This window comes from Burkholderia sp. Bp8963 (assembly GCF_003854275.1).
In the GTDB taxonomy this organism is placed as follows: domain Bacteria; phylum Pseudomonadota; class Gammaproteobacteria; order Burkholderiales; family Burkholderiaceae; genus Burkholderia.
Map to the genome: position 1 here is coordinate 23,201 of NZ_QTQP01000017.1, position 20,981 is coordinate 44,181.

The following is a 20,981-nucleotide window of genomic DNA, read 5'->3' on the forward strand; positions in this document are numbered from 1 at the left end:
GTTGAATAGTGTGGGGCGACGGCGGGCGCCGTGTATGCCGCGCCCGCCGCTTGCATCAGTTCTCTTCTTCGAGCCAGCAGGTGCCGTGCTGCGCGAGCATCGCGCTTGCCGCGGCCGGCCCCCACGTGCCGGCAGCATACGGCTTAGGCGGCTTCAGCGAGCGCGCCCATTCGTTCAGGATCGGTTCGACCCAGCGCCACGCGGCTTCCTGTTCGTCGCGGCGCACGAAGAGGGCGAGACGGCCGTTGATCACGTCGAGCAACAGGCGCTGGTACGCCTCCATCTGGCCTTCCTTGAAGAACTGGTCGAACGCGAGGTCGAGGTGCACGCTCGCGAGGTTCATCCCTTCGCCGGGCTGCTTCGCGAGGCAGTACAGACGGATCGTCTCGTTCGGCTGCAGGCGGATCACGAGGCGGTTCGCGCCGGGGCGCAGCGCCGTGGCCCCAAGCGCCGAATGCGGCACCGGACGGAAGTTCACGACGATCTCGGCGACGCGATCGGCGAGCCGCTTGCCGGTGCGCAGGAAGAACGGCACGCCGGCCCAGCGCCAGTTCTCGATCTCCGCCTTCAGCGCGACGAAGGTCTCGGTCGGGCTGTCGGGCTTCACGCCCGGCTCGGTGGCATAGGCCGGCACCTGCGCGCCCTTGATCACGCCCGCATGATACTGCCCGCGCACCGCAACCTTGCCGATGTCGCGCGGATCGACGGGCTTGAGCGCCCGCAGCACGCGCAGCTTCTCGTCGCGCACCGAATCCGAATCCATCGAATGCGGCGGCTCCATGGCGACGATCGACAGCAACTGCAGCAGGTGATTCTGCACCATGTCGCGCAGCGCGCCGGTGTTGTCGTAGAAGTCGCCGCGCGCCTCGACGCCGAGCTCCTCCGCGATCGTGATCTGGATGCTCTCGACCCATTCGCGGCGCCACAGCGGCTCGAACAGCGCATTGCCGAAACGCAGCGCGAGCAGGTTCTGCACGGGCTCCTTGCCGAGATAGTGGTCGATCCGGTAGATCTGGTCTTCCGCGAAGATCTCGCCGACTGCGTCGTTGATCGCGTTCGACGAGCGCAAGTCGTAGCCGAGCGGCTTCTCGAGCACGATGCGCGCGCCCTGGTTCAGGCCGACCGACGCGAGCGCCTTGCAGATCGGCACGAACAGCGACGGGCCCGTCGCGAGATAGAACACCCGGATGCCGGACAACGGGTCGACCGCGTCGCGCAGCAGTGCGTAGTCTTCCGCGCGGCCGAGATCGAGCTTCACGTACACGATGCGTGCGACGAAGCTTTTCCACGCAGCCTCGTCGAACGCACCGCGCGACGCCTTCGCCGCGTGCGGCTTCACGTGTTCCTCGACCCATTCGAGATACTCGGCGAGATCGGCCTGGTGACGCGCGACCGCGACGATCCTGCCGCTCTCCGCCAGCATGTTCGAACGGTGCGCTTCGAACAGCGCCGGGAGGATCTTGCGCATCGACAGGTCGCCGGTGCCGCCGAAAAGTACGAAGGTAAAGCTGGAATCGGTATGCATGTGTCTCCGCCCGGTTGGGTGCTGTGAAGCAGTAGCTGTGAAGCGAGCCGTAGTGCGATAAAAATATTTTTGACACTGAATTGTAGTTTAACTACAATCCGCCGCAAGGGGTAGCACCCGGACGAAGAAAAAATTGAAGCGCGGTCGATGCAACAGCGCGTGCTTCGTCGGGAGCGCCATGTGCCGAATGGTATCGGACATTGATGACGCGCATCGTGCGCCAGTCGTCGGCCCCAAGGCTCGTACCGCGTCGCGGCGGGCCAGAAACACAAGAGGAGACACGCCGTTGAATCTCAAGTCACGCTTTCTGTAAGAGCCCGGCCGGTCGTCGGCCCCGTACGCGCGCAGCGTCTCGCGGCTCGATTTCCCAGTCGTCACCAAGAAGCCGTTCCCGCATCGGGAACTACACGAGTTGATTCAGTCTGGAGGAGATAAGTAATGAAAGTTCGCGCGATCATGGGCGCGCTGTGCGCCGCGGGTCTGATGGCCGGCGCCGCGGCGGCGCAGGCGGCCGAGAATGTGACGGTGCTGCACTGGTGGACCTCGGGCGGCGAGTCGAAGGCCGTCGGCGTGCTGAAGGACGACCTGCAGAAGCAGGGCTACGTCTGGAAGGATTTCGCGGTCGCAGGCGGCGCGGGCGCAGCGGCGATGACCGCGCTGAAGACCAAGGTGATCAGCGGCGACGCACCGTCGGCCGCGCAGATCAAGGGCCCGCTGATCCAGGACTGGGCCGACCAGGGCGTGCTCGTCAACATCGACCAGGCCGCCGGCGACTGGAAGCAGAACCTGCCGCCGGAAATCGACAAGATCATGAAGTACAAGGGCCACACCGTCGGCGCGCCGTTCTCGGTGCACCGCGTGAACTGGCTCTATATCAACAAGGCCGCGCTCGACAAGGTCGGCGCGAAGGCGCCGGCCACCTGGCCCGAATTCTTCGCGGTCGCCGACAAGCTGAAGGCCGCGGGCATCCAGCCGGTCGCGATGGGCGGCCAGCCGTGGCAGGACCTGACGCTGTGGGAAGACGTCGTGCTGTCGCAGGGCCCGGCGTTCTACAAGAAGGCGCTCGTCGACCTCGACCAGGCGACGCTCACGTCGCCGCAGATGCTCGACGTGTTCAACACCGTGCGCAAGATCCAGGGCTACTTCGACAGCGGCCGCAATGGCCGCGACTGGAACCTCGCGACCGCGATGGTCATCAACGGCAAGGCCGGCATGCAGTTCATGGGCGACTGGGCGAAGGGCGAGTTCGAGACCGCGGGCAAGAAGGCGGGCAAGGACTACATCTGCGCGGCAGTGCCGGGCACCGCGAACGCGTACACGTTCAACGTCGATTCGTTCGTGTTCTTCCAGCAGAAGGGCCAGAGCACCGCGACGCCGGGCCAGCTTGCACTCGCGAAGACCATCATGTCGCCGGATTTTCAGGAGCAGTTCAGCCTGCTGAAAGGCTCGGTGCCGGTGCGACTCGGCGTGAAGATGGACAAGTTCGACGATTGCGCGAAGAAGTCGTATGCGGACGAGCAGACGGCGATCAAGTCGGGTGGCTTCGTGCCTTCGCTCGCGCACGGGATGGCGCAGAGCGACGCGACGGCCGGCGCGATCACCGACGTCGTGACGAAGTTCATGAACTCGCAGCAGGATTCGAAGAGCGCGGTCGCCGCGCTCGCGAAGGCCGCGAAGGTGAAGTAACGCGCGACGAACGCCCGGCCGCAGCGCTTTCACCTGCCGGGCGTTTTCGTATCCGCCGCAAACGGGCCTGATGTCCGGGCCCGCGCCGTACCCGACGCCGGTCCGGGATTGCCGGGCCGCGTCACTTTCGTCCCAGGAGTCGAATCAAGTGGCTGCCCCTCTTAGCGGAAACGGATCCGGCGCTGCCGTCAGGCGCACGTCGCCGATGTCGGCCTTCGCCGACCGCTGGATTCCGAAGCTCGTGCTCGCGCCCAGCGTGGCGATCGCCGTGGTGTTCATCTACGGCTTCATCCTGATCACCGGCTATCTGTCGCTGACCCATTCGCGGCTGTTGCCGAACTATGAATTCGACGGCTTCGGCCGTTACTCGGACCTGTTCCAGAACGACGTGTGGTGGACCTCCGCCGCGAACCTCGGCTGGTTCGGTATTCCGTTCATCGCGATCTGCGTCGCGCTCGGCCTGTTTCTCGCGATCCTGCTCGACCAGAAGATCCGCAACGAAGGCGCGCTGCGCGCGATCTTCCTGTATCCGATGGCGCTGTCGTTCATCGTGACGGGCACCGCGTGGCAGTGGATCCTGAACCCCGGCCTCGGCCTCGAGAAGGTGATGCACGACTGGGGCTGGACGAGCTTCTCGTTCGGCTGGCTCGACGATCCGGACAAGGCGATCTTCTGCGTCGTGATCGCGGCCGTGTGGCAGTCGACGGGCTTCGTGATGGCGCTGTTCCTCGCGGGCCTGCGCGGCGTCGACAGCGAGATCTTCAAGGCCGCGCAGGTCGACGGCGCGACGCTGCCGACGATCTACCGCAAGATCGTGATCCCGAGCATGCGCCCGGTGTTCTTCTCGGTGCTGCTGATCCTCTGCCACATCACGATCAAGACCTTCGACCTCGTCGTCGCGCTGACGGCGGGCGGGCCAGGCACGTCGTCGTCGCTGCCGGCGATGTTCATGTACACGTTTTCGTTCAACCGCGGCCAGCTCGGCCTCGGTGCCGCATCGTCGGTGATGATGCTCGCGACCGTGGTCGCGGTGCTGGTGCCGCTGATGTATATGGAATCGAGGAGCACCCGCAATGCAGCCTAAGATGACTATCAGCCGGGCGGTCATTTACGCGGCCCTGATCCTGTTCGCGCTGTACTTCCTGTTCCCGATCTACGTGATGCTGTCGACGTCGTTCAAGGATCTCGACCAGCTGCGCACCGGCAACCTGCTGACGCCGCCGTCGCACTGGACCCTCGATCCGTGGGTGAAGGCGTGGAGCGGCGCGTGTACGGGCGTGCGCTGCGACGGCATGAAGCCGTTCTTCCTGAATTCGCTGCAGATGGTGATCCCCGCCGTGCTGATCTCGTCGCTGGTCGGCGCGTTCAACGGCTACGTGCTCACGCACTGGCGCTTTCGCGGCGCGGACGCGCTGTTCACGATGATGCTGGTCGGCTGCTTCATCCCGTTCCAGGTGATCCTGCTGCCGATGGCGCGCCTGCAGGGGATGCTCGGTCTCGCCAACACGATTCCCGGCCTCGTGTTCGTGCACGTCGTGTACGGGATCGCATTCACGACGATGTTCTTCCGCAACTTCTACGTGAGCGTGCCGGCCGAGCTCGTGAAGGCCGCGCGCATCGACGGCGCGGGTTTCTTCACGATCTTCACGAAGATCCTGCTGCCGGTGTCGCTGCCGATCTTCATGGTGTGCCTGATCTGGCAGTTCACGCAGATCTGGAATGACTTCCTGTTCGGGATCGTGTTCTCCGGCGTCGATTCGATGCCGATCACGGTCGCGCTGAACAACCTCGTCAACACGTCGACGGGCGTGAAGGAATACAACGTCGACATGGCGGGCGCGATCATCGCCGCGCTGCCGACGCTGCTCGTCTACGTGATCGCCGGCCGCTACTTCGTGCGCGGCCTGACGGCGGGCGCGGTGAAGGGCTGAGCGCGGTTTTATACGAGACGACGAACCGGCCGCGCGCGCGACGCGCGGCGCATCGAAACGATACCGACGCGGCGCGACGAACGCGCTGCACGAGACAGAGGATTCACAGCATGGCAAGCCTTTCCATCCGTGACGTGTACAAGACCTACCCGAACGGGGTGCCCGTCCTGAAGGGTGTCGACATCGACATCGAGGACGGTCAGTTCCTGATTCTCGTCGGCGGCTCGGGCTGCGGGAAATCGACGCTGCTCAACATGATCGCCGGCCTCGAGACGGTCACGAGCGGCGAGATCCGGATCGACGGCAAGGTCGTCAACGACCTGTCGCCGAAGGACCGCGACATCGCGATGGTGTTCCAGTCGTATGCGCTGTATCCGTCGATGACGGTGCGCGAGAACATCTCGTTCGGCCTGAACATCCGCAAGGTGCCGAAGAGCGAGCAGCAGCAGATCGTCGATCGCGTGTCGCAGATGCTGCAGATCCAGCACCTGCTCGAGCGCAAGCCGGGCCAGCTGTCGGGCGGCCAGCGGCAGCGCGTCGCGATGGGCCGCGCGCTCGCGCGCGACCCCGCGCTGTTCCTGTTCGACGAGCCGCTGTCGAACCTCGACGCGAAGCTTCGCATCGAGATGCGCGCGGAGATCAAGCTGCTGCACCAGCGCCTCGGCACGACGATCGTCTACGTGACGCACGACCAGATCGAGGCGATGACGCTCGGCGACCGCATCGCGGTGATGAAGGACGGCGTGGTGCAGCAGTTCGGCGCGCCGCAGGAAATCTACGATTCGCCGTCGAACCTGTTCGTCGCGGGCTTCATCGGCGCGCCGCCGATGAACTTCATCAACGGCCGGCTCGTGGAGCAGGGCAGCGGCGTCGCGCTCGAGATCGACACGGGCGTCGCGCGCGGCGCGCTGAACCTGCCGTTCGATGCGGGCAAGCTGAAGGCGCACGTCGGCCGCGAGGTGATCCTCGGCCTGCGCCCGGAGCGCATCACCGACGTGCGCCACGCGCACAACGGCGACGCGTCGCACCTGCAGCCGCTCGACGTGCGCGTCGACGTGACCGAGCCGACCGGCCCCGACACGCACGTGTTCGCGCAGGTGAACGGCAAGCGCATCGTGAGCCGCGTGCATCCGGCCGCCAATCCGCAGCCGGAGCAGACGCTGTCGCTGCTGTTCGACGTGTCGAAGGCGGTGCTGTTCGATCCGGCGTCGGAGGAGCGGATCGCGTAACGCGGGCACACCGCGCCGGATACGCGCAAGGGGCCGCTTTGAACTGGCCGGCGGCCCCTTGTGCTTGTAGGGAGGTTGTGCGCTCAGTGCGGCAGCCGCACGTCGAACTTGTAGGTGACGAGCCGCGCGACGAGGATGAAGCCGGTCGCCGTCAGCACGCTGTAGACCGAATCGACGTCCAGCCACACGAGCAGCAGATAGAACCAGCAGCCGACGAACGCGCAGGTCGCGTACGGCCGCGAGTCGCGCAGGATCAGCGGGATGTCGTTGCACAGCACGTCGCGGATGATCCCGCCGACCACGCCGGTGATCACGCCCATCATCACCGCGATGAAGCGCGGCATCTCGGCGTCGAGCGCGATCGACGTGCCGGACACGCTGAAGATGCCGAGGCCGACCGCGTCGGCAATGAGCAGCGTCCGTTCGGCCGACAGCCGCGACAGCATCCGCAGCACGAACGGCGCGCACAGCGACAGCGCGAAGATCACCAGCACGTAGTCGTCGTGCACGACCCAGTAGAACGGCCGGCGTTCGAGCAGGATGTCGCGCAGCGTGCCGCCGCCGAACGCCGTCGCGAGCGCGACGACGAACGTGCCGACCGAGTCGAGCCGGTTCTTGCGCGCTTCGATGAAGCCGGAAATCGCGAACGCTAGCGTCGCGATCGCTTCGAGTATCGTGATCGCGAGCGTCAGCCTAGGGTGCGGCACGCGGCCCCCGATCGGCGGGCGCCGCAAGCGGCTGCAGCAGTACGAGCACCGCGCCCGCGCCGCCGTCGTGGCCGCGCGCCTCGCAGAACGCGATCACTTCTTCCTTCTGCACGAGCCACGCGCGCACCTTGCCTTTCAGCACCGGTTCCTTGCCGACCGAGCCGAGGCCCTTGCCATGGATCACGCGCAGGCAGCGCAGCCCTTTCTTGCCGGATTCGCGGATGAACGCGGCGAGCGCGTCGCGCGCTTCGTCGCGGCGCATTCCGTGCAGGTCGAGCTGCGCCTGCACGATCCACGCGCCGCTCCTCAGCTTGCGCACCACGTCGCGGCTCACGCCGGGGCGGTGGTAGTACAGCGACTCGTCGCTGTCGAGCAGCGTCTCGGGATCGAACTCGTCGGACAGCGTCGCGTTCAGCACCGCTTCCTCGTCGCGCTGCGTCTGCTTCGGCACGGGCGCGGGCGGCTCGCGGCCGGCTGCAGCGCGCGGCGGCGCATTGAGCGGCCGGATCGCGCCGATCTCGTTGCGGAACAGGTTTGCGTCGGCTTCGGTCTGGCGCGCGGCCTTCGCGGTCTCGACGCGCTCGCGCTCGCGGCGCTCGGCTTCGCCCTTGAGCGCGGTGCGCAGCGTGCCGAGGCCGGCGAGGCCCTGGCCGCGCAGCGCGCCGGGCTCGGGCGCCGCCGGCGGCGCGGCCGGGGCGGGTTGCTGGGGACGGGCGGCGACTTGCCGCTTCGCGGGATCGCTCGGATGGGGTTGATTCTTCGCCATGATTCACACACGCAAGGCAGACGCGCGCGGAGCGCGCGGTCATGAAAAAAGCCGCTGCGTCGGCAGCGGCTTGTCGGCAAGCGTGCGTCGCGGCAGCGGACGCCATTGTAGCGCCCGGCGCGTGCGGCTTACTTATGGTCGTGCAGGCTCTCGAGGTAGCGCTGCGCGTCGAGCGCGGCCATGCAGCCGGTGCCCGCGCTGGTGATCGCCTGGCGGTAGATGTTGTCCTGCACGTCGCCCGCGGCGAACACGCCCGGCACGCTCGTCGACGTCGCGTTGCCTTGCAGGCCGCTCTTCGTCAGGATGTAGCCGTCCTTCATCTCGAGCTGGCCCTGGAAGATGTCCGTGTTCGGCTTGTGGCCGATCGCGACGAACAGGCCCTGCACCGCGAGATCTTCCGTCGCGCCGGTCTGCACGTGCTTGATGCGCAGGCCCGTCACGCCCGAATCCTCGCCCGTCACTTCGTCGAGCACGTGGTTCCACTTGATCTCGACCTTGCCTTCCTTTTCCTTCTCGAGCAGGCGGTCGACGAGGATCGGCTCCGCGCGGAACTTGTCGCGGCGGTGGATCACGGTGACCTTGTTCGCGATGCCGGTCAGGTACAGCGCTTCCTCGACCGCGGTGTTGCCGCCGCCGATCACCGCGACGTTCTGGCCGCGATAGAAGAAGCCGTCGCAGGTCGCGCAAGCCGACACGCCCTTGCCCATGAACGCTTCCTCGGACGGCAGGCCGAGGTACTGCGCCGACGCGCCGGTCGCGATGATCAGCGCGTCGCACGTGTATTCGCTGGCGTCGCCGATCAGGCGGATCGGCTTCTCGTGCAGCTTCGCGGTGTGGATGTGATCGAACAGGATCTCGGTGTTGAAGCGCTCGGCGTGCTCGAGGAAGCGCTGCATCAGCTCGGGACCCTGCACGCCCTTCGCGTCCGCCGGCCAGTTTTCGACGTCGGTCGTGGTCATCAGCTGGCCGCCCTGCGCGATGCCGGTGACGAGCACCGGGGACAGGTTGGCGCGTGCCGCGTAGACGGCAGCCGTATAGCCGGCGGGGCCGGAACCGAGAATCAGGACTTTGGCGTGTTTGGGCGTGGACATGTGCGAAATCCGTAAAAGGCGGCCGCGGCGGGCGGGGTGAGCGCGCCGGACGGTCGGGGTTGACCGGGATGCCACCGTAGATGGGTATCAGACGCGCATTATAAAGGCCCTGTTGGTGCGCTGCCGAACGAGAGTTTCAATCGCGGCGATAGCGTTTGGCGCGGGCGGCCCCACCTGCGCGGCCCGATGTAACCGTCATTTACACTTGCGCGGGCAGCGCTGCGTTTACAATAAGCGGGATCGAACGATTGACGGGCGCGCAGCATGCGCGGCCCGTCTTCTTTATACGCATTCATGGCAAAAGCTCCTTATTCCGCTCAGGCACAGGCGTTGCCGCACCGGATGTCGAAGCTCCTCACGGAGATCCGCTGGATTCTCCAGGTCGCGCTGTGCGCATTTCTGGTGATGGCCCTGTTGAGCTACAGCCGGCGCGACCCGAGCTGGACGCACGCGGCGCAGGTCGATCACATCTCTAACTGGGCGGGCCGCGTCGGCGCGTGGACGGCCGACATCGTGCTGCTGCTGTTCGGCCTGTCGGCCTACTGGCTGATCGTGCCGCTCGGGCGGCGCATCGCCGCCAACTACCGCCGCATCACCCGCCACGAGACGCTGGCCGACGAGCCCGAGCGGCCGATCGGCTGGCTGACCGAGGTGCTGTCGTTCGTGCTCGTGCTGCTCGCGTCCGACGGCATCGAGGCACTGCGCATGTGGTCGCTGAAGGTGCAGCTGCCGCGCGCGCCGGGCGGCGTCGTCGGCGAGGCGGTCGCGGGCGCGATGTCGCACGCGTTCGGCTTCACGGGCGGCACGCTCGCGCTGCTCATCGCGCTCGCGATCGGGCTGTCGCTGTATTTCCGCTTTTCGTGGCTGTCGGTCTCCGAGCGCGTCGGCGGCGCGATCCTGTCGGCCGTCAACGTCGCGAAGCTGCGCCGCGAGGCCGAGCGCGACCGCAAGCTCGGCGAGGCCGCGGCCGTGCGCCGCGAAGGCAAGGTCGAGGAAGAGCGCGTGCGCATCGAGGATCACGAGCCCGTGACGATCGTGCCGCCGGTCGTCACGCCCGCGAAGTCCGAGCGCGTCGAGAAGGAGCGCCAGGTGCCGCTCTTCACCGACCTGCCCGGCGATTCGACGCTGCCGCCGATCTCGCTGCTCGATCCGGCGCCGAAGGCGCAGGAAGCGATCTCCGCCGACACGCTCGAATTCACGTCGCGACTGATCGAGAAGAAGCTGAAGGACTTCGGCGTCGAGGCGAGCGTCGTCGCCGCGTATCCGGGCCCCGTCGTCACGCGCTACGAGATCGAGCCGGCGACCGGCGTGAAGGGCAGCCAGATCGTGAACCTCGCGAAGGATCTTGCGCGCTCGCTGTCGCTCGTGTCGATCCGCGTCGTCGAGACCATTCCCGGCAAGAACTACATGGCGCTCGAGTTGCCGAACCAGCGCCGCCAGACCGTGCACCTGTCCGAGATCATCGGCTCGGAGGTGTACGCGGCCGCGCCGTCTGCGCTCACGCTCAGCCTCGGCAAGGACATCGGCGGCAAGCCGGTGTGCGCGGACCTCGCGAAGATGCCGCACCTGCTCGTCGCCGGCACGACCGGTTCGGGCAAGTCGGTCGGGATCAACGCGATGATCCTGTCGCTGCTGTACAAGGCGAGCGCCGAGCAGGTGCGCCTGATCCTGATCGATCCGAAGATGCTCGAAATGAGCGTCTACGAAGGCATTCCGCATCTGCTGTGTCCGGTCGTCACCGACATGCGCCAGGCGGGCAACGCGCTCAACTGGACGGTTGCCGAGATGGAGCGCCGCTACAAGCTGATGAGCAAGCTCGGCGTGCGCAACCTCGCGGGCTACAACAACAAGATCGACGAAGCGGCGAAGCGCGAGGAGAAGCTCCCGAACCCGTTCAGCCTGACGCCTGAGGATCCGGAGCCGCTCGGCCGGCTGCCGAACATCGTCGTCGTGATCGACGAGCTCGCCGACCTGATGATGGTCGTCGGCAAGAAGGTCGAGGAGCTGATCGCGCGGATCGCGCAGAAGGCGCGCGCGGCCGGCATCCACCTGATCCTCGCGACGCAGCGTCCGTCGGTCGACGTGATCACGGGCCTCATCAAGGCGAACGTGCCGACGCGGATCGCGTTCCAGGTGTCGTCGAAGATCGACTCGCGCACGATTCTCGACCAGATGGGCGCCGAATCGCTGCTCGGGATGGGCGACATGCTGTACCTGCCGCCAGGCACCGGGCTGCCGGTGCGCGTGCACGGCGCGTTCGTCGCCGACGACGAAGTGCATCGCGTCGTCGACAAGCTCAAGGAGCAGGGCGAGCCGAACTATATCGAAGGCCTGCTCGAAGGCGGCACCGCCGACGGCGACGAGGGCTCGGCCGGCGCGGGAACCGGCGAAGGCGGCGGCGAGTCTGATCCGCTATACGACCAGGCGGTCGAGATCGTCATCAAGAACCGCCGCGCGTCGATCTCGCTCGTGCAGCGCCACCTGCGCATCGGCTACAACCGCGCCGCGCGGCTGCTCGAGCAGATGGAGCAGTCGGGGCTCGTGTCGGCGATGTCGTCGAGCGGCAACCGCGAAATTCTTGTGCCGGCCCGCGACGCGGAATGAGTCCGCGGCGCGCGCGGCGCCGGCCACCCAGGGAGAAAACCGCACCATGCAGCAACATTCGTTCGCATTGTCCCTTCGTTCGACGCGGCGCTGGCTCGGCGCGGCGCTCGCCGGCGCATCGCTGATGCTCGCGGCGACGCAGGCGTTCGCGGGCGGCACCGAGCAACTGAAGGCCTTCGTGTCGCAGGTGCGTTCGGCGAAGGGCGAATTCACGCAGCAGATCGTCAAGGCGCCGGCGAAGGGCGCGAGCGCCGTGCAGGCGGCGCCGAAGCCCACCGACAATTCGAGCGGCACGTTCGTGTTCGCGCGTCCGGGCAAGTTCATCTGGACCTACCAGAAGCCATACCAGCAGGTGCTGCAGGCCGACGGCGAGAAGCTGTACGTGTACGACCGCGACCTGAACCAGGTCACCGAGCGCAAGCTCACCGGCGCGCTCGGCGCGAGCCCCGCCGCGATCCTGTTCGGCAGCAACGACCTCGACAAGAACTACACGCTGCGCGATGCGGGCGAGAAGGGCGGCATCGAATGGCTCGAGATGCTGCCGAAGGCGCAGGACACGCAGTTCCAGCGGATCGGCATCGGCTTCCGGAACGGCACGCTCGCCGCGATGGAGCTGCACGACGTGTTCGGCAACGTCACGCTGCTGACGTTCACGAACATCCAGACCAACCCGCCGCTGAAGTCGGACACGTTCAAGTTCGTCGTGCCGAAGGGCGCCGACGTGATCACCGGCTGACCGGCGCCCGCGCGCCGATTCCGGCACGGGCCTGCCAGCGATGGCAGGCCCGTGTCGTTTCCGGGCGCGGGCACCGGGCACCGGGCACCGGGCACCGGGCACGGCGGCGCCGTCGCGCGGCTGTCATAATGGCGGGTCCGGCGGCCGCGTTCGGCCGCAACCGTTTGATGTGGAGCGAGGGTTCATGTCCGACCTGTTTCAAGTCGAGCCGCGCCGGCCGCTCGCCGAGGCGTTGCGGCCGAAGACGCTCGCCGAGGTGATCGGCCAGACGCATTTGCTGGGCGAAGGCAAGCCGCTGCGGCTCGCGTTCGAATCGGGCAAGCCGCATTCGATGCTTCTCTGGGGGCCGCCCGGCGTCGGCAAGACGACGCTCGCGCGGCTCACCGCGCTCGCGTTCGATTGCGAGTTCATCGCGCTGTCCGCGGTGCTGGGCGGCGTGAAGGACATCCGCGAGGCAATGGAGCACGCGCAGGACACGCTCAACCGTACGGGCCGCCATACGATCCTGTTCGTCGACGAGATTCACCGCTTCAACAAGGGGCAGCAGGATGCGCTGCTGCCGTTCGTCGAGTCGGGGCTCGTGACCTTCATTGGTGCGACGACCGAAAACCCGAGCTTCGAGGTCAACTCGGCGCTGCTGTCGCGCGCGCAGGTCTACGTGCTGAAGTCGCTGACCGATGACGAGATGCGCCAGCTGCTGAAGCGCGCGCAGGAGATCGCGCTCGACGGCCTCGCATTCGACGACAAGGCGGTCGATACGCTGGTCGGCTATGCGGACGGCGACGCGCGGCGCTTCCTGAACCTGCTCGAGCAGGCGCAGACGGCTGCGGCGTCCGCGGGCGTGACGACGATCGACGCCGAGTTCGTCAGCAGCGCGATGACGCTGAACGCGCGCCGTTTCGACAAGGGCGGCGACAACTTCTACGACCAGATCTCGGCGCTGCACAAGTCGGTGCGCGGCTCGAGCCCGGACGGCGCGCTGTACTGGTTCTGCCGGATGATCGATGGCGGCGCGGACCCGAAGTATCTCGCGCGGCGCATCGTGCGGATGGCATGGGAAGACATCGGCTTGGCCGATCCGCGCGCGATGCAGATCGCGAACGACGCGGCCGAGACCTACGAACGGCTCGGCTCGCCCGAAGGCGAGCTGGCGCTTGGCCAGGCCGTGATCTATCTCGCGTGCGCGGCGAAGAGCAACGCGGGCTACAACGCGTTCAACCAGGCGATGGCGTTCGTCAAGCAGGACAAGTCGCGCGAGGTGCCCGTGCACCTGCGCAACGCGCCGACCAAGCTGATGAAGGAGCTCGGCTACGGCCACGCATACCGTTACGCACACGACGAGCCGAATGCATACGCGGCCGGCGAGACCTATCTGCCGGACGGCATGCGCGAGCCGCGCTGGTATCAGCCGGTGCCGCGCGGGCTCGAATCGAAGATCGCCGACAAGCTCGCGTGGCTGCGCGAACTCGACCGCGAGGCGGGCAAGAAGGCTTAGCGACTGTTGCGGACCGGGCCGGCCCGGGTGCCGGCTGCCAGAGTCAGCGCTTGCGTGCCGGCTGCTTCTTCCAGTAGCCGAATGGCTCCTCGTGGCAGTCGATGTCGAGTTCGGCGATGCGCGCGTGCAGGCGCGCCTGCGCATCCTCGATCGCGAGGTTGTAGATCGCGGGCGCGATCTCCTCGACGAAGAAATGCAGTAGCGCACCGGCCTGGATGTTGCCGATCGGCTCGTCCATGTTTTCGGTGAAATAGCGTTGCAGCGAGGCGATTGCGCGGTCGCGCACATCCTTGTCCAGTTCGATGGCCATCTGCTCTCCAATGTCGACCAGAGTCAGTCCTTGAGTGCTGACGCTGGTCCCATGCTTCGCGGTCGGCCCGAGCCGGCGCGTCAGCACTTGCCAGGGCGCCATGCAATGCGGCGTGCCGGCACGCGACGCGCATCCCGGCAATGCGATACTGCCACGCGGCACCCGTTTGCGGCATCGTCCGTCAGGCCGACGCCGTGGCGGGCGCGCGGTGCGTTAGAATTCTCGTCTTACACAACGAATTTCCAGTCCTCCCATGCTCGACATCCAGTTGCTGCGCAAAGACCTCGACGGCGTCGCGAAGCGCCTCGCCGATCGCGGCTACACCCTCGACGTCGCTGCGTTCTCCGCGCTCGAAGCGGAACGCCGTGCGATCCAGACCCGTACCGAAGAGCTCCAGGCCCGTCGCAACAGCCTGTCGAAGCAGATCGGCGCGATGAAGGGGAAGGGCGAGGACACGTCGGCGGTGATGGCCGAAGTCGGCGGCATCGGCGATGAAATGAAGGCGTCGGAAGTGAAACTCGGCGAGATCCAGGCACGCCTGTCCGACCTGATGCTGGGCATGCCGAACGTCGCGCATGAAAGCGTGCCGGTCGGCAACGACGAAAGCGGCAACGTCGAGGTGCGCCGCTGGGGTGCGCCGCGCCAGTTCGATTTCGAGGTGAAGGATCACGTCGACGTCGGCACGCCGCTCGGCCTCGATTTCGAAACCGGCGCGAAGCTCGCCGGCGCGCGTTTCACGATGCTGCGCGGCCCGATCGCGCGCCTGCACCGTGCGCTCGCGCAGTTCATGCTCGACACGCACACGCAGCAGCACGGCTATACGGAGACGTACACGCCGTATATCGTGAACCCCGAGATCCTGTACGGCACGGGCCAGTTGCCGAAGTTCGCGGACGACATGTTCCGCGTCGAAAAGGGCGGTGAGGAGAACAAGGTCACGCAATACCTGATCTCCACGTCCGAGATCTCGCTGACGAACACCGTGCGCGAGTCGATCGTCGAAGGCTCCGCGCTGCCGATCAAGCTGACCGCGCATTCGCCGTGCTTCCGTTCGGAAGCCGGTTCGTACGGCCGCGACACGCGCGGGATGATCCGCCAGCACCAGTTCGACAAGGTCGAGATGGTACAGGTCGTCGCGCCGGAAACGTCGTACGCGGCGCTCGACGAGATGGTCGGCCATGCGGAAGCGATCCTGCAGAAGCTCGGCCTGCCGTACCGCGTGATCACGCTGTGCACGGGCGACATGGGCTTCTCGGCCGCGAAGACGTTCGACCTCGAAGTGTGGCTGCCCGCGCAGAACACATACCGCGAGATCTCGAGCTGCTCGAACACCGAGGCGTTCCAGGCGCGCCGGATGCAGGCGCGCTTCCGCAACGCACAGGGCAAGCCGGAACTCGTGCATACGTTGAACGGCTCGGGCCTCGCGGTCGGTCGCACGCTCGTCGCGGTGCTCGAGAACTACCAGAACGCCGACGGCTCGGTCACGGTGCCCGACGCGCTGCGTCCGTACATGGGCGGTCTGGAGCGCATCGACGCGCCGGCACAGGCGTCGTAAGATCGCGCGTCGGCAAGCCTCCGAAGCCCCCGCAAAAAAATTTGCAAAAAGGGCTTGGAAGTTTCGAAGAGATCGTTCTATAATCTTTTCTTTCGCGGAAACGACCAACCGCGAAATGCAGTAAGGAAGGAGAGGTGGCAGAGTGGTCGAATGTACCTGACTCGAAATCAGGCGTACGGTTTCCCCGTACCGTGGGTTCGAATCCCACCCTCTCCGCCAAAATACGAAGCCCCTTGATCCGGAAGGATTAAGGGGTTTTTCGTTTGTGGGCACGGCGGGGCGGGGCGGGGCGAACTGCGATCGTTGAAGTGTGGCTCGGGACAGTCATGGGTGCGGGTTTCTTCGGTGAACGAAATGATGTCGGGTACGGTGTCGTTGCGTTCGTGCGCGGCAAATCGCTGGGCGGGCGTCAACCAGTGGCCGCGCCGGCCAGTGGCAGGCCGGCACCCCATGCTCTGGCGAGCGCTTCGGTGTCGGCGATCGGATCGGCGCGCTGCGCGCTTGCGTCGCGTTCGCGGCATGCACGGGCATCGGTCGTGAACAGCATGCGAGCGAAGTCTCGTGCATGCGTCGTAATGCGTGCGGTCTTTGCGTGGCGCCGCGCACCGAACAACGTCAGCGCGGCTGGCAGATCGATGTCGCCGCCGCCGATGCATCCGGCCAGATGCCACGCGTCCTCGAACGCCTGGCAAGCACCCTGGCCCGACGTCGGTAGCGGCGCGTGCGCAGCGTCGCCGATCAACAGCACGTTGTCGCGGTGCCAGACGTCGAGCGGATCGTGGTCGTACACCCGGATCTTCCGGACATCCTGCGCCGGCGTTGCGCGGATCACCGCGTCGATCGGCGCGGGCCACGAAGCGAACCGTTGCTCGACGACTGCCCGCGCATCGGGTTCCGGCACGTCGTCGGCCTCGTTCGCGTCGGCTGCCGCCGCCGCCCAGTACGCGGTATGCGGATCCAGCGCCACGATGCCGAAGCGCTCGCCGATCCCCCAGTAGTCGCAGATCGCGATCACGTCCATCAGCGGCACCGCGCTTCGTGCAACGCCGATCCAGTTGACGAACCCCTGGTAGACCGGTGCGTTGTCGCCGCAGACGTAACGCCGCGCGACAGACTGCTTGCGGCCGTCGGCGCCGATGATCAGGTCGGCGCGAACGGATCGTCCGTCGTCCAGACGCACGGTCGCCAGGCCACCCGGGCCGGCTTCGATCGTCCGCGCGCCCGCGCCATAGCTGATCTCGATACCACGCGCCGCCAGTTGCCGAAGCAGGATCGACTGCAGATCACGGCGCAGGATCGAACGGGTCGGAAAGCCCATCAGCCGATCGAGATAGCGAACGTCCACATGACCGAGCGCGCAGCCTTGCCGATCGAGCTTGCGCATCGCACATGGCCGGCCGCCGGCCGCCGCGACCTCGGCCGAGAGGCCGAGCTCGGACAGCACGAAGCCCGCGTTCGGCCACAGGACCACGCCGGCGCCCATCGTTGCCGCCTCCGGCCGGCGCTCGTAAAGCCGCACACGGTGCCCGCGCAGCGACAGCGTCAGTGCCGCGCTCGCGCCCGCGATGCCCGCGCCGAGAATCGCTATGTCCATCGTTCGCTCCATTCCATTTGCCAGTCGGCTGTTCAGTGACGACACGGTTCGGTTGCCCGTGTGTTTACCCGTCGGCGATCGTAAATTACGATCAAAAGCGGGATTAGATGCCGGATACGGAAAATTTTATGACCTCAAACGGGATAATCATGCGGAGCAAGCTGGATCTGAACGCGGTGCGCGTATTCGTATCGGTGGTCGATGAGGGCAGTTTCTCCGGTGCTGCGCGCGTGTTGTCGCTACCGGGTTCCAATGTCAGCCGCTACGTGTCGCAGCTCGAAGCGCGGCTTGGCGTGCGCCTGCTCGAACGCAGCACCCGGCATCTGCGGCTGACCGACCTGGGCCGGCTGCTGCACCAGCGAGCGAAGCCGATGCTCGACGCGCTTGCTTTGGCCGAATGCGAACTCACGTCGCAGCAGACCGAACTGCGCGGCGCACTGAGGCTCTGCCTGCCCGGCGAGATTGGCCCCCGTGTGTTCGGCCCGATCATTTCCGAGTTCGCTCAGCGGCATCCGGCGATCGAGATCGATTGCGACACGAGCTTCGCGGGCGTCGCGGCGCTGCGCGACGATGTCGACCTCGCGATCATCGTGAATCGCGGTGCGGTGGACGACAGTACGCTGATCGTGCGTCCGCTCGCCGACCTGCCGAGCGTCGTGGTTGTGTCGCCGGCGCTCGTCGCGCGGACGGGGTTGCCGAGCGACACGCAGCAACTGTGCAAGCTGCCGTGCATCACGACGCTGAGCACGCTGAAGGGGCGCCCGTGGCAGTTCGTCGACGCGGACGGCACAACCCGCAAGATCCCGGTGCAAAGCCGATACCGTGTCAACAGTGGCGAGATGGCACGCACCGCCGCGCTGGATGGCATAGGCTTCGCGATACTTGTGGAACGCAGCTGCCGCGCCGAACTCGCCGACGGTCGTCTCGTACGCGTGCCGCTGGAGATGAACGCAGCACCGCTGCAGTTGCTTGCGGTTTACAGCAACCGCAACTTCGTGTCCGCGAAGATCCGCGCATTGCTGGACCTGATACTGACCCGCCTCGACGGCATGCCGACAGCCGCTTGACGCGGAAATGCGCGCTTCGTGCCGGTCGCGATCGGCGCCCGGGGCGGGCGCCCGTTTTTAAAGTCCGACCGTGTTCGCCGTGAGGACGACGCGCATACCAGGACGCGGCTCCGCGGTGGCCCGACTACTTTTGCGCAGGCAGCAATGCCAGCGGACGATCTTCGTAGCTGACGGGCACCCAATCGTAGCCGGCGTCGGCCCGACGGATATGCCCGATGCCGGGGAAGGGCAGGTGAGGCGCGGCAATCCATTCGTGCGTGGAGGCGGCTTGCGCGAAAGCGTCTTCACGCACCCCCTCGGCCAGCCCGGAATCCGTATCGAATGCAACGGTGATCGAAGGATCGGCAAACTGCACGAGCGAATGAATCGCGTCGCCGATGAAGCGGATCTTCTGGCCCTGGCTCTCGAGCGTGTAGATGGCGCTGCCCGGCGTATGCCCCGGATGCACCGCGCCGACGATCCCCGGCAGAATCTCCTCCGATCCCGAAAATGGCTTGAGCTTGCCCAGATCCGCGTAGGGCTGCAGCATCCTTGCTGCGATCGCCGACGCCTTCGCATCGGCGTTCGCCACGCCGGCCGCCATGACCAGCCCGGTGAGGGCGCCGATTGCGAGATAGGGTTTCACTTCAAGACTCCGGAAGAACGGAAAGCACCGGACCGACGGGCCACGGAGGTCGGCGCCGGGCCGGTCGGGAGGTTACGGGGCCGGGCGCAGGCCGAGCAGTACCGGCGCAACCTCTGAAAACGGCACGCTTCCTGCCACGTGGGTGGTGCCCGTGTCGCTGGCGAAGCTGATGTGCTCGTTGTTGAGGGAGCGAGTCATCTCGATGAATCCGGCGAGCGCCGTTTCGGAGAACCGGCCGCCCTGCGCGAGCGCGCCGCGCCACGAAGATTCTTCGACGATGACGGCCCGGACAGGGCGGCCGAGCGCCTGTTCGAAGGCGGCGGCAATCTCGTTCGGACTGTATTGTGCCGGCCCTTCCAGCGCCACGGTCCTGGTGCCGCTCCAGTCTTCGCGCAAGGTCTCGGCCGCCACCCGGCCGATATCCCGCGTGGCCACCATCGGGATCGCGCGGTCGAGCGGCGCGAGGAAGCTGGGCAAGATCCCTTCGTTCAGTACGGAATCGACCATCCCGGCCCAGTTTTCCATGAAATAGGCGGCACGCAGAAAGGCCATCGGGATGTCCAGTCGGCTGAGGCGCTGTTCCATCGTCCGGTTGTTCGCGATCACACCGATGCCGCTCGCCTGGTCCGCGCCGACCGAGGACAGCAGCACGAGCTTCGGCAGGCGCGCCGCTTCGGCGGCCTGCGCGGCCGCGTCGGCGACCCGTTCCACGTAGCGGTAGATATCCTTCAGCGCATAGCTCGGCGGGCTGACCAGGTAGGCGCCCCGGGCTCTGGAGAAAGCACGGGTCAATGCCGCTGCGTCGGTCAGGTCGGCCACGGCTACCTCCGCCCCCAGGCGCTCCCAGTGCTCGCTGTGGGCTGGATTGCGCACGACTACCCGCACGCGCTCGCCAGCGGCCAGCAGCGTGCGAGCGGCAACCGCACCGGTCCGCCCCGTAACTCCAGTGACAACGTATGTCATGTTTCTCACCACCGCTCCAAGGTTTTGGTGAGAATCATCATATGTTTCGCGTTGTCATTTCTCAAATGCATGAGTAGCATCTTCGCCATGCATGAAGTGGATCTTCGTTCGGTCGACCTGAACCTGCTGAAATTCCTCGGCGCGCTGCTCGACGAGCATAGCGTCACGCGCGCCGGCGCCAGGCTCGGCTTGAGCCAGCCGGCTGCCAGCCGCGCGCTGGGCCGGCTGCGCGAGTTGCTCAAGGATCGCGTGGTCGTGCGCACGCCGAAAGGGCTGGAGTCCACGCCCAGGGCGCTCGCGCTGGCGCCCATCGTGGAGCGGCTGCTGGAGGACGTGCGCAACATCGTTGCGCCCGCCGTGTTCGATCCGGCTACCGCGCGGCATCACTTCAGGATCGCCAGCATCGATCACATGGCGCTGATGATGATGCCCGGCCTGGTCGCGCGGCTGGAGCAGGCCGCGCCTGGCGTGACGCTGGAGATCCCGGTCCGGCGCGGCACCAACGTGGAGGCCATCGCGCGGGGAGAGGCGGACGTCGCCCTCGGCGTGTACGCCGACGACATGCTGTCCGCAGGCTTCTATCGCCGCAAGCTGTATGACGAGGATCTGGTCTGCGTCGTCCGCCGCGGCCACCCGATCCTGTCCGTCGAGCTGACGCCGGAGCGCTTCGCTGCGCTGTCGCACGTGCTGGTGACCATCACGGGCCAGGGGAGCACGCAAGTGGACACCGCACTGGCCCGGCTGGGCTTGCGTCGAACGGTTGCCGTGCGCCTGCCTCATTTCCTCGTTGCGCCGATGATCGTGGCCGCGAGCCATCTGGTTCTCACGTTGCCGAGGCGTCTGGCCGCGCGCATGGCGTCCGCCGCGCCGCTCGAAATCGTCGCGTTGCCGCTGGCACTGGACGCGGTCTCGCCGTCCATGATCTGGCACGAGCGAACGCACGACGCACCTGCCCATGCATGGCTGCGTCGCCAGATCATGGACATCGCCCAGGAACGCGGCTGATGCCGATCGTTCAGGTTCCCGCACGCGGCTCGTGACCAATCGCGCCAATCGTTTTCCTCTGCTTTAAGCCGTCAGTTTGCGCGCCGTTAACA

At 66.5% G+C, this 20,981-nt stretch carries 18 protein-coding genes and 1 tRNA gene; 11 read left to right on the top strand and 8 right to left on the bottom strand.

Annotated elements, in window-relative coordinates; all coding sequences use genetic code 11:
- Positions 1-55: 55 nt before the first annotated feature.
- Positions 56-1,525 carry a glucose-6-phosphate dehydrogenase gene (gene zwf / locus DID96_RS16310; RefSeq protein ID WP_124600325.1) on the bottom strand — a complete coding sequence of 490 codons (1,470 nt, stop codon included), beginning with the start codon at positions 1,523-1,525 and terminating at the stop codon, positions 56-58.
- Positions 1,526-1,963: 438 nt separating this feature from the next.
- Here zwf and DID96_RS16315 point away from each other — a divergent pair, with 438 nt between their 5' ends.
- The 4 genes from DID96_RS16315 (at position 1,964) to DID96_RS16330 (ending at position 6,371) form a co-directional block, all read left to right on the top strand.
- The gene (locus tag DID96_RS16315; RefSeq protein ID WP_124600326.1) at positions 1,964-3,211 is read left to right on the top strand and encodes an ABC transporter substrate-binding protein; all 1,248 of its coding nucleotides are present in this window, start codon (positions 1,964-1,966) and stop codon (positions 3,209-3,211) included.
- Between the two features lie 148 nt (positions 3,212-3,359).
- Positions 3,360-4,295 carry a carbohydrate ABC transporter permease gene (locus DID96_RS16320; RefSeq protein ID WP_124600327.1) on the top strand — a complete coding sequence of 312 codons (936 nt, stop codon included), beginning with the start codon at positions 3,360-3,362 and terminating at the stop codon, positions 4,293-4,295.
- Complete coding sequence (locus DID96_RS16325; protein WP_124600328.1) at positions 4,285-5,142, top strand: carbohydrate ABC transporter permease; 858 nt, start codon at positions 4,285-4,287, stop codon at positions 5,140-5,142. The genes DID96_RS16320 and DID96_RS16325 overlap by 11 nt, the downstream gene beginning before the upstream one ends.
- A gap of 110 nt (positions 5,143-5,252) precedes the next feature.
- The gene (locus DID96_RS16330; protein WP_124600329.1) at positions 5,253-6,371 is read left to right on the top strand and encodes an ABC transporter ATP-binding protein; all 1,119 of its coding nucleotides are present in this window, start codon (positions 5,253-5,255) and stop codon (positions 6,369-6,371) included.
- An 83-nt stretch (positions 6,372-6,454) separates the two neighbouring features.
- On the opposite strand, the gene DID96_RS16335 is transcribed toward DID96_RS16330, so the two are convergent.
- The 3 genes from DID96_RS16335 to trxB form a co-directional block, all read right to left on the bottom strand.
- The gene (locus tag DID96_RS16335; protein WP_124600330.1) at positions 6,455-7,078 is read right to left on the bottom strand and encodes a trimeric intracellular cation channel family protein; all 624 of its coding nucleotides are present in this window, start codon (positions 7,076-7,078) and stop codon (positions 6,455-6,457) included.
- Positions 7,065-7,844 carry a Smr/MutS family protein gene (locus DID96_RS16340; RefSeq protein ID WP_124600331.1) on the bottom strand — a complete coding sequence of 260 codons (780 nt, stop codon included), beginning with the start codon at positions 7,842-7,844 and terminating at the stop codon, positions 7,065-7,067. The genes DID96_RS16335 and DID96_RS16340 overlap by 14 nt, the downstream gene beginning before the upstream one ends.
- 128 nt (positions 7,845-7,972) lie before the next feature.
- Complete coding sequence (gene trxB / locus DID96_RS16345; RefSeq protein WP_124600332.1) at positions 7,973-8,935, bottom strand: thioredoxin-disulfide reductase; 963 nt, start codon at positions 8,933-8,935, stop codon at positions 7,973-7,975.
- 294 nt (positions 8,936-9,229) lie between these two features.
- Between trxB and DID96_RS16350 the strand changes: the two genes are divergently transcribed.
- From DID96_RS16350 to DID96_RS16360, 3 genes are all read left to right on the top strand, one after another.
- A complete protein-coding gene (locus tag DID96_RS16350; protein ID WP_124600333.1) occupies positions 9,230-11,539 on the top strand; it encodes a DNA translocase FtsK in 2,310 nt (769 codons plus the stop codon).
- Between the two features lie 46 nt (positions 11,540-11,585).
- On the top strand, positions 11,586-12,275 hold the full coding sequence (gene lolA, locus DID96_RS16355) for an outer membrane lipoprotein chaperone LolA (RefSeq protein WP_124600334.1): 690 nt from the start codon (positions 11,586-11,588) through the stop codon (positions 12,273-12,275).
- A 184-nt stretch (positions 12,276-12,459) separates the two neighbouring features.
- Positions 12,460-13,770 (top strand): replication-associated recombination protein A, encoded by a 1,311-nt coding sequence (locus DID96_RS16360; protein WP_124600335.1) that lies wholly within the window; start codon positions 12,460-12,462, stop codon positions 13,768-13,770.
- Positions 13,771-13,813: 43 nt separating this feature from the next.
- On the opposite strand, the gene DID96_RS16365 is transcribed toward DID96_RS16360, so the two are convergent.
- On the bottom strand, positions 13,814-14,080 hold the full coding sequence (locus DID96_RS16365; RefSeq protein WP_124600336.1) for a DUF2164 domain-containing protein: 267 nt from the start codon (positions 14,078-14,080) through the stop codon (positions 13,814-13,816).
- Between the two features lie 253 nt (positions 14,081-14,333).
- On the opposite strand from DID96_RS16365, the gene serS reads away from it, so the two are divergent.
- Entirely contained in the window at positions 14,334-15,635 is a 1,302-nt protein-coding gene (gene serS / locus DID96_RS16370; RefSeq protein ID WP_124600337.1) for a serine--tRNA ligase, read from the top strand.
- Positions 15,636-15,763: 128 nt separating this feature from the next.
- Positions 15,764-15,854 (top strand) — tRNA-Ser (locus DID96_RS16375).
- Between the two features lie 190 nt (positions 15,855-16,044).
- Here the strand turns inward: DID96_RS16375 and DID96_RS16380 are convergent.
- On the bottom strand, positions 16,045-17,229 hold the full coding sequence (locus DID96_RS16380) for an NAD(P)/FAD-dependent oxidoreductase (RefSeq protein WP_124600338.1): 1,185 nt from the start codon (positions 17,227-17,229) through the stop codon (positions 16,045-16,047).
- Positions 17,230-17,378: 149 nt separating this feature from the next.
- Here DID96_RS16380 and DID96_RS16385 point away from each other — a divergent pair, with 149 nt between their 5' ends.
- The gene (locus DID96_RS16385; protein ID WP_124600339.1) at positions 17,379-18,296 is read left to right on the top strand and encodes a LysR family transcriptional regulator; all 918 of its coding nucleotides are present in this window, start codon (positions 17,379-17,381) and stop codon (positions 18,294-18,296) included.
- 124 nt (positions 18,297-18,420) lie between these two features.
- Here the strand turns inward: DID96_RS16385 and DID96_RS16390 are convergent, their stop codons facing one another.
- The gene (locus tag DID96_RS16390; protein ID WP_124600340.1) at positions 18,421-18,921 is read right to left on the bottom strand and encodes a hypothetical protein; all 501 of its coding nucleotides are present in this window, start codon (positions 18,919-18,921) and stop codon (positions 18,421-18,423) included.
- A gap of 72 nt (positions 18,922-18,993) precedes the next feature.
- Positions 18,994-19,884: an NmrA family NAD(P)-binding protein gene (locus tag DID96_RS16395; protein WP_124600341.1), complete on the bottom strand. Its 891-nt coding sequence runs from the start codon at positions 19,882-19,884 to the stop codon at positions 18,994-18,996.
- Between DID96_RS16395 and DID96_RS16400 the strand changes: the two genes are divergently transcribed.
- Positions 19,768-20,889 (top strand): LysR family transcriptional regulator, encoded by a 1,122-nt coding sequence (locus tag DID96_RS16400; protein WP_260463916.1) that lies wholly within the window; start codon positions 19,768-19,770, stop codon positions 20,887-20,889. The genes DID96_RS16395 and DID96_RS16400 overlap by 117 nt on opposite strands.
- Positions 20,890-20,981 lie beyond the last annotated feature (92 nt).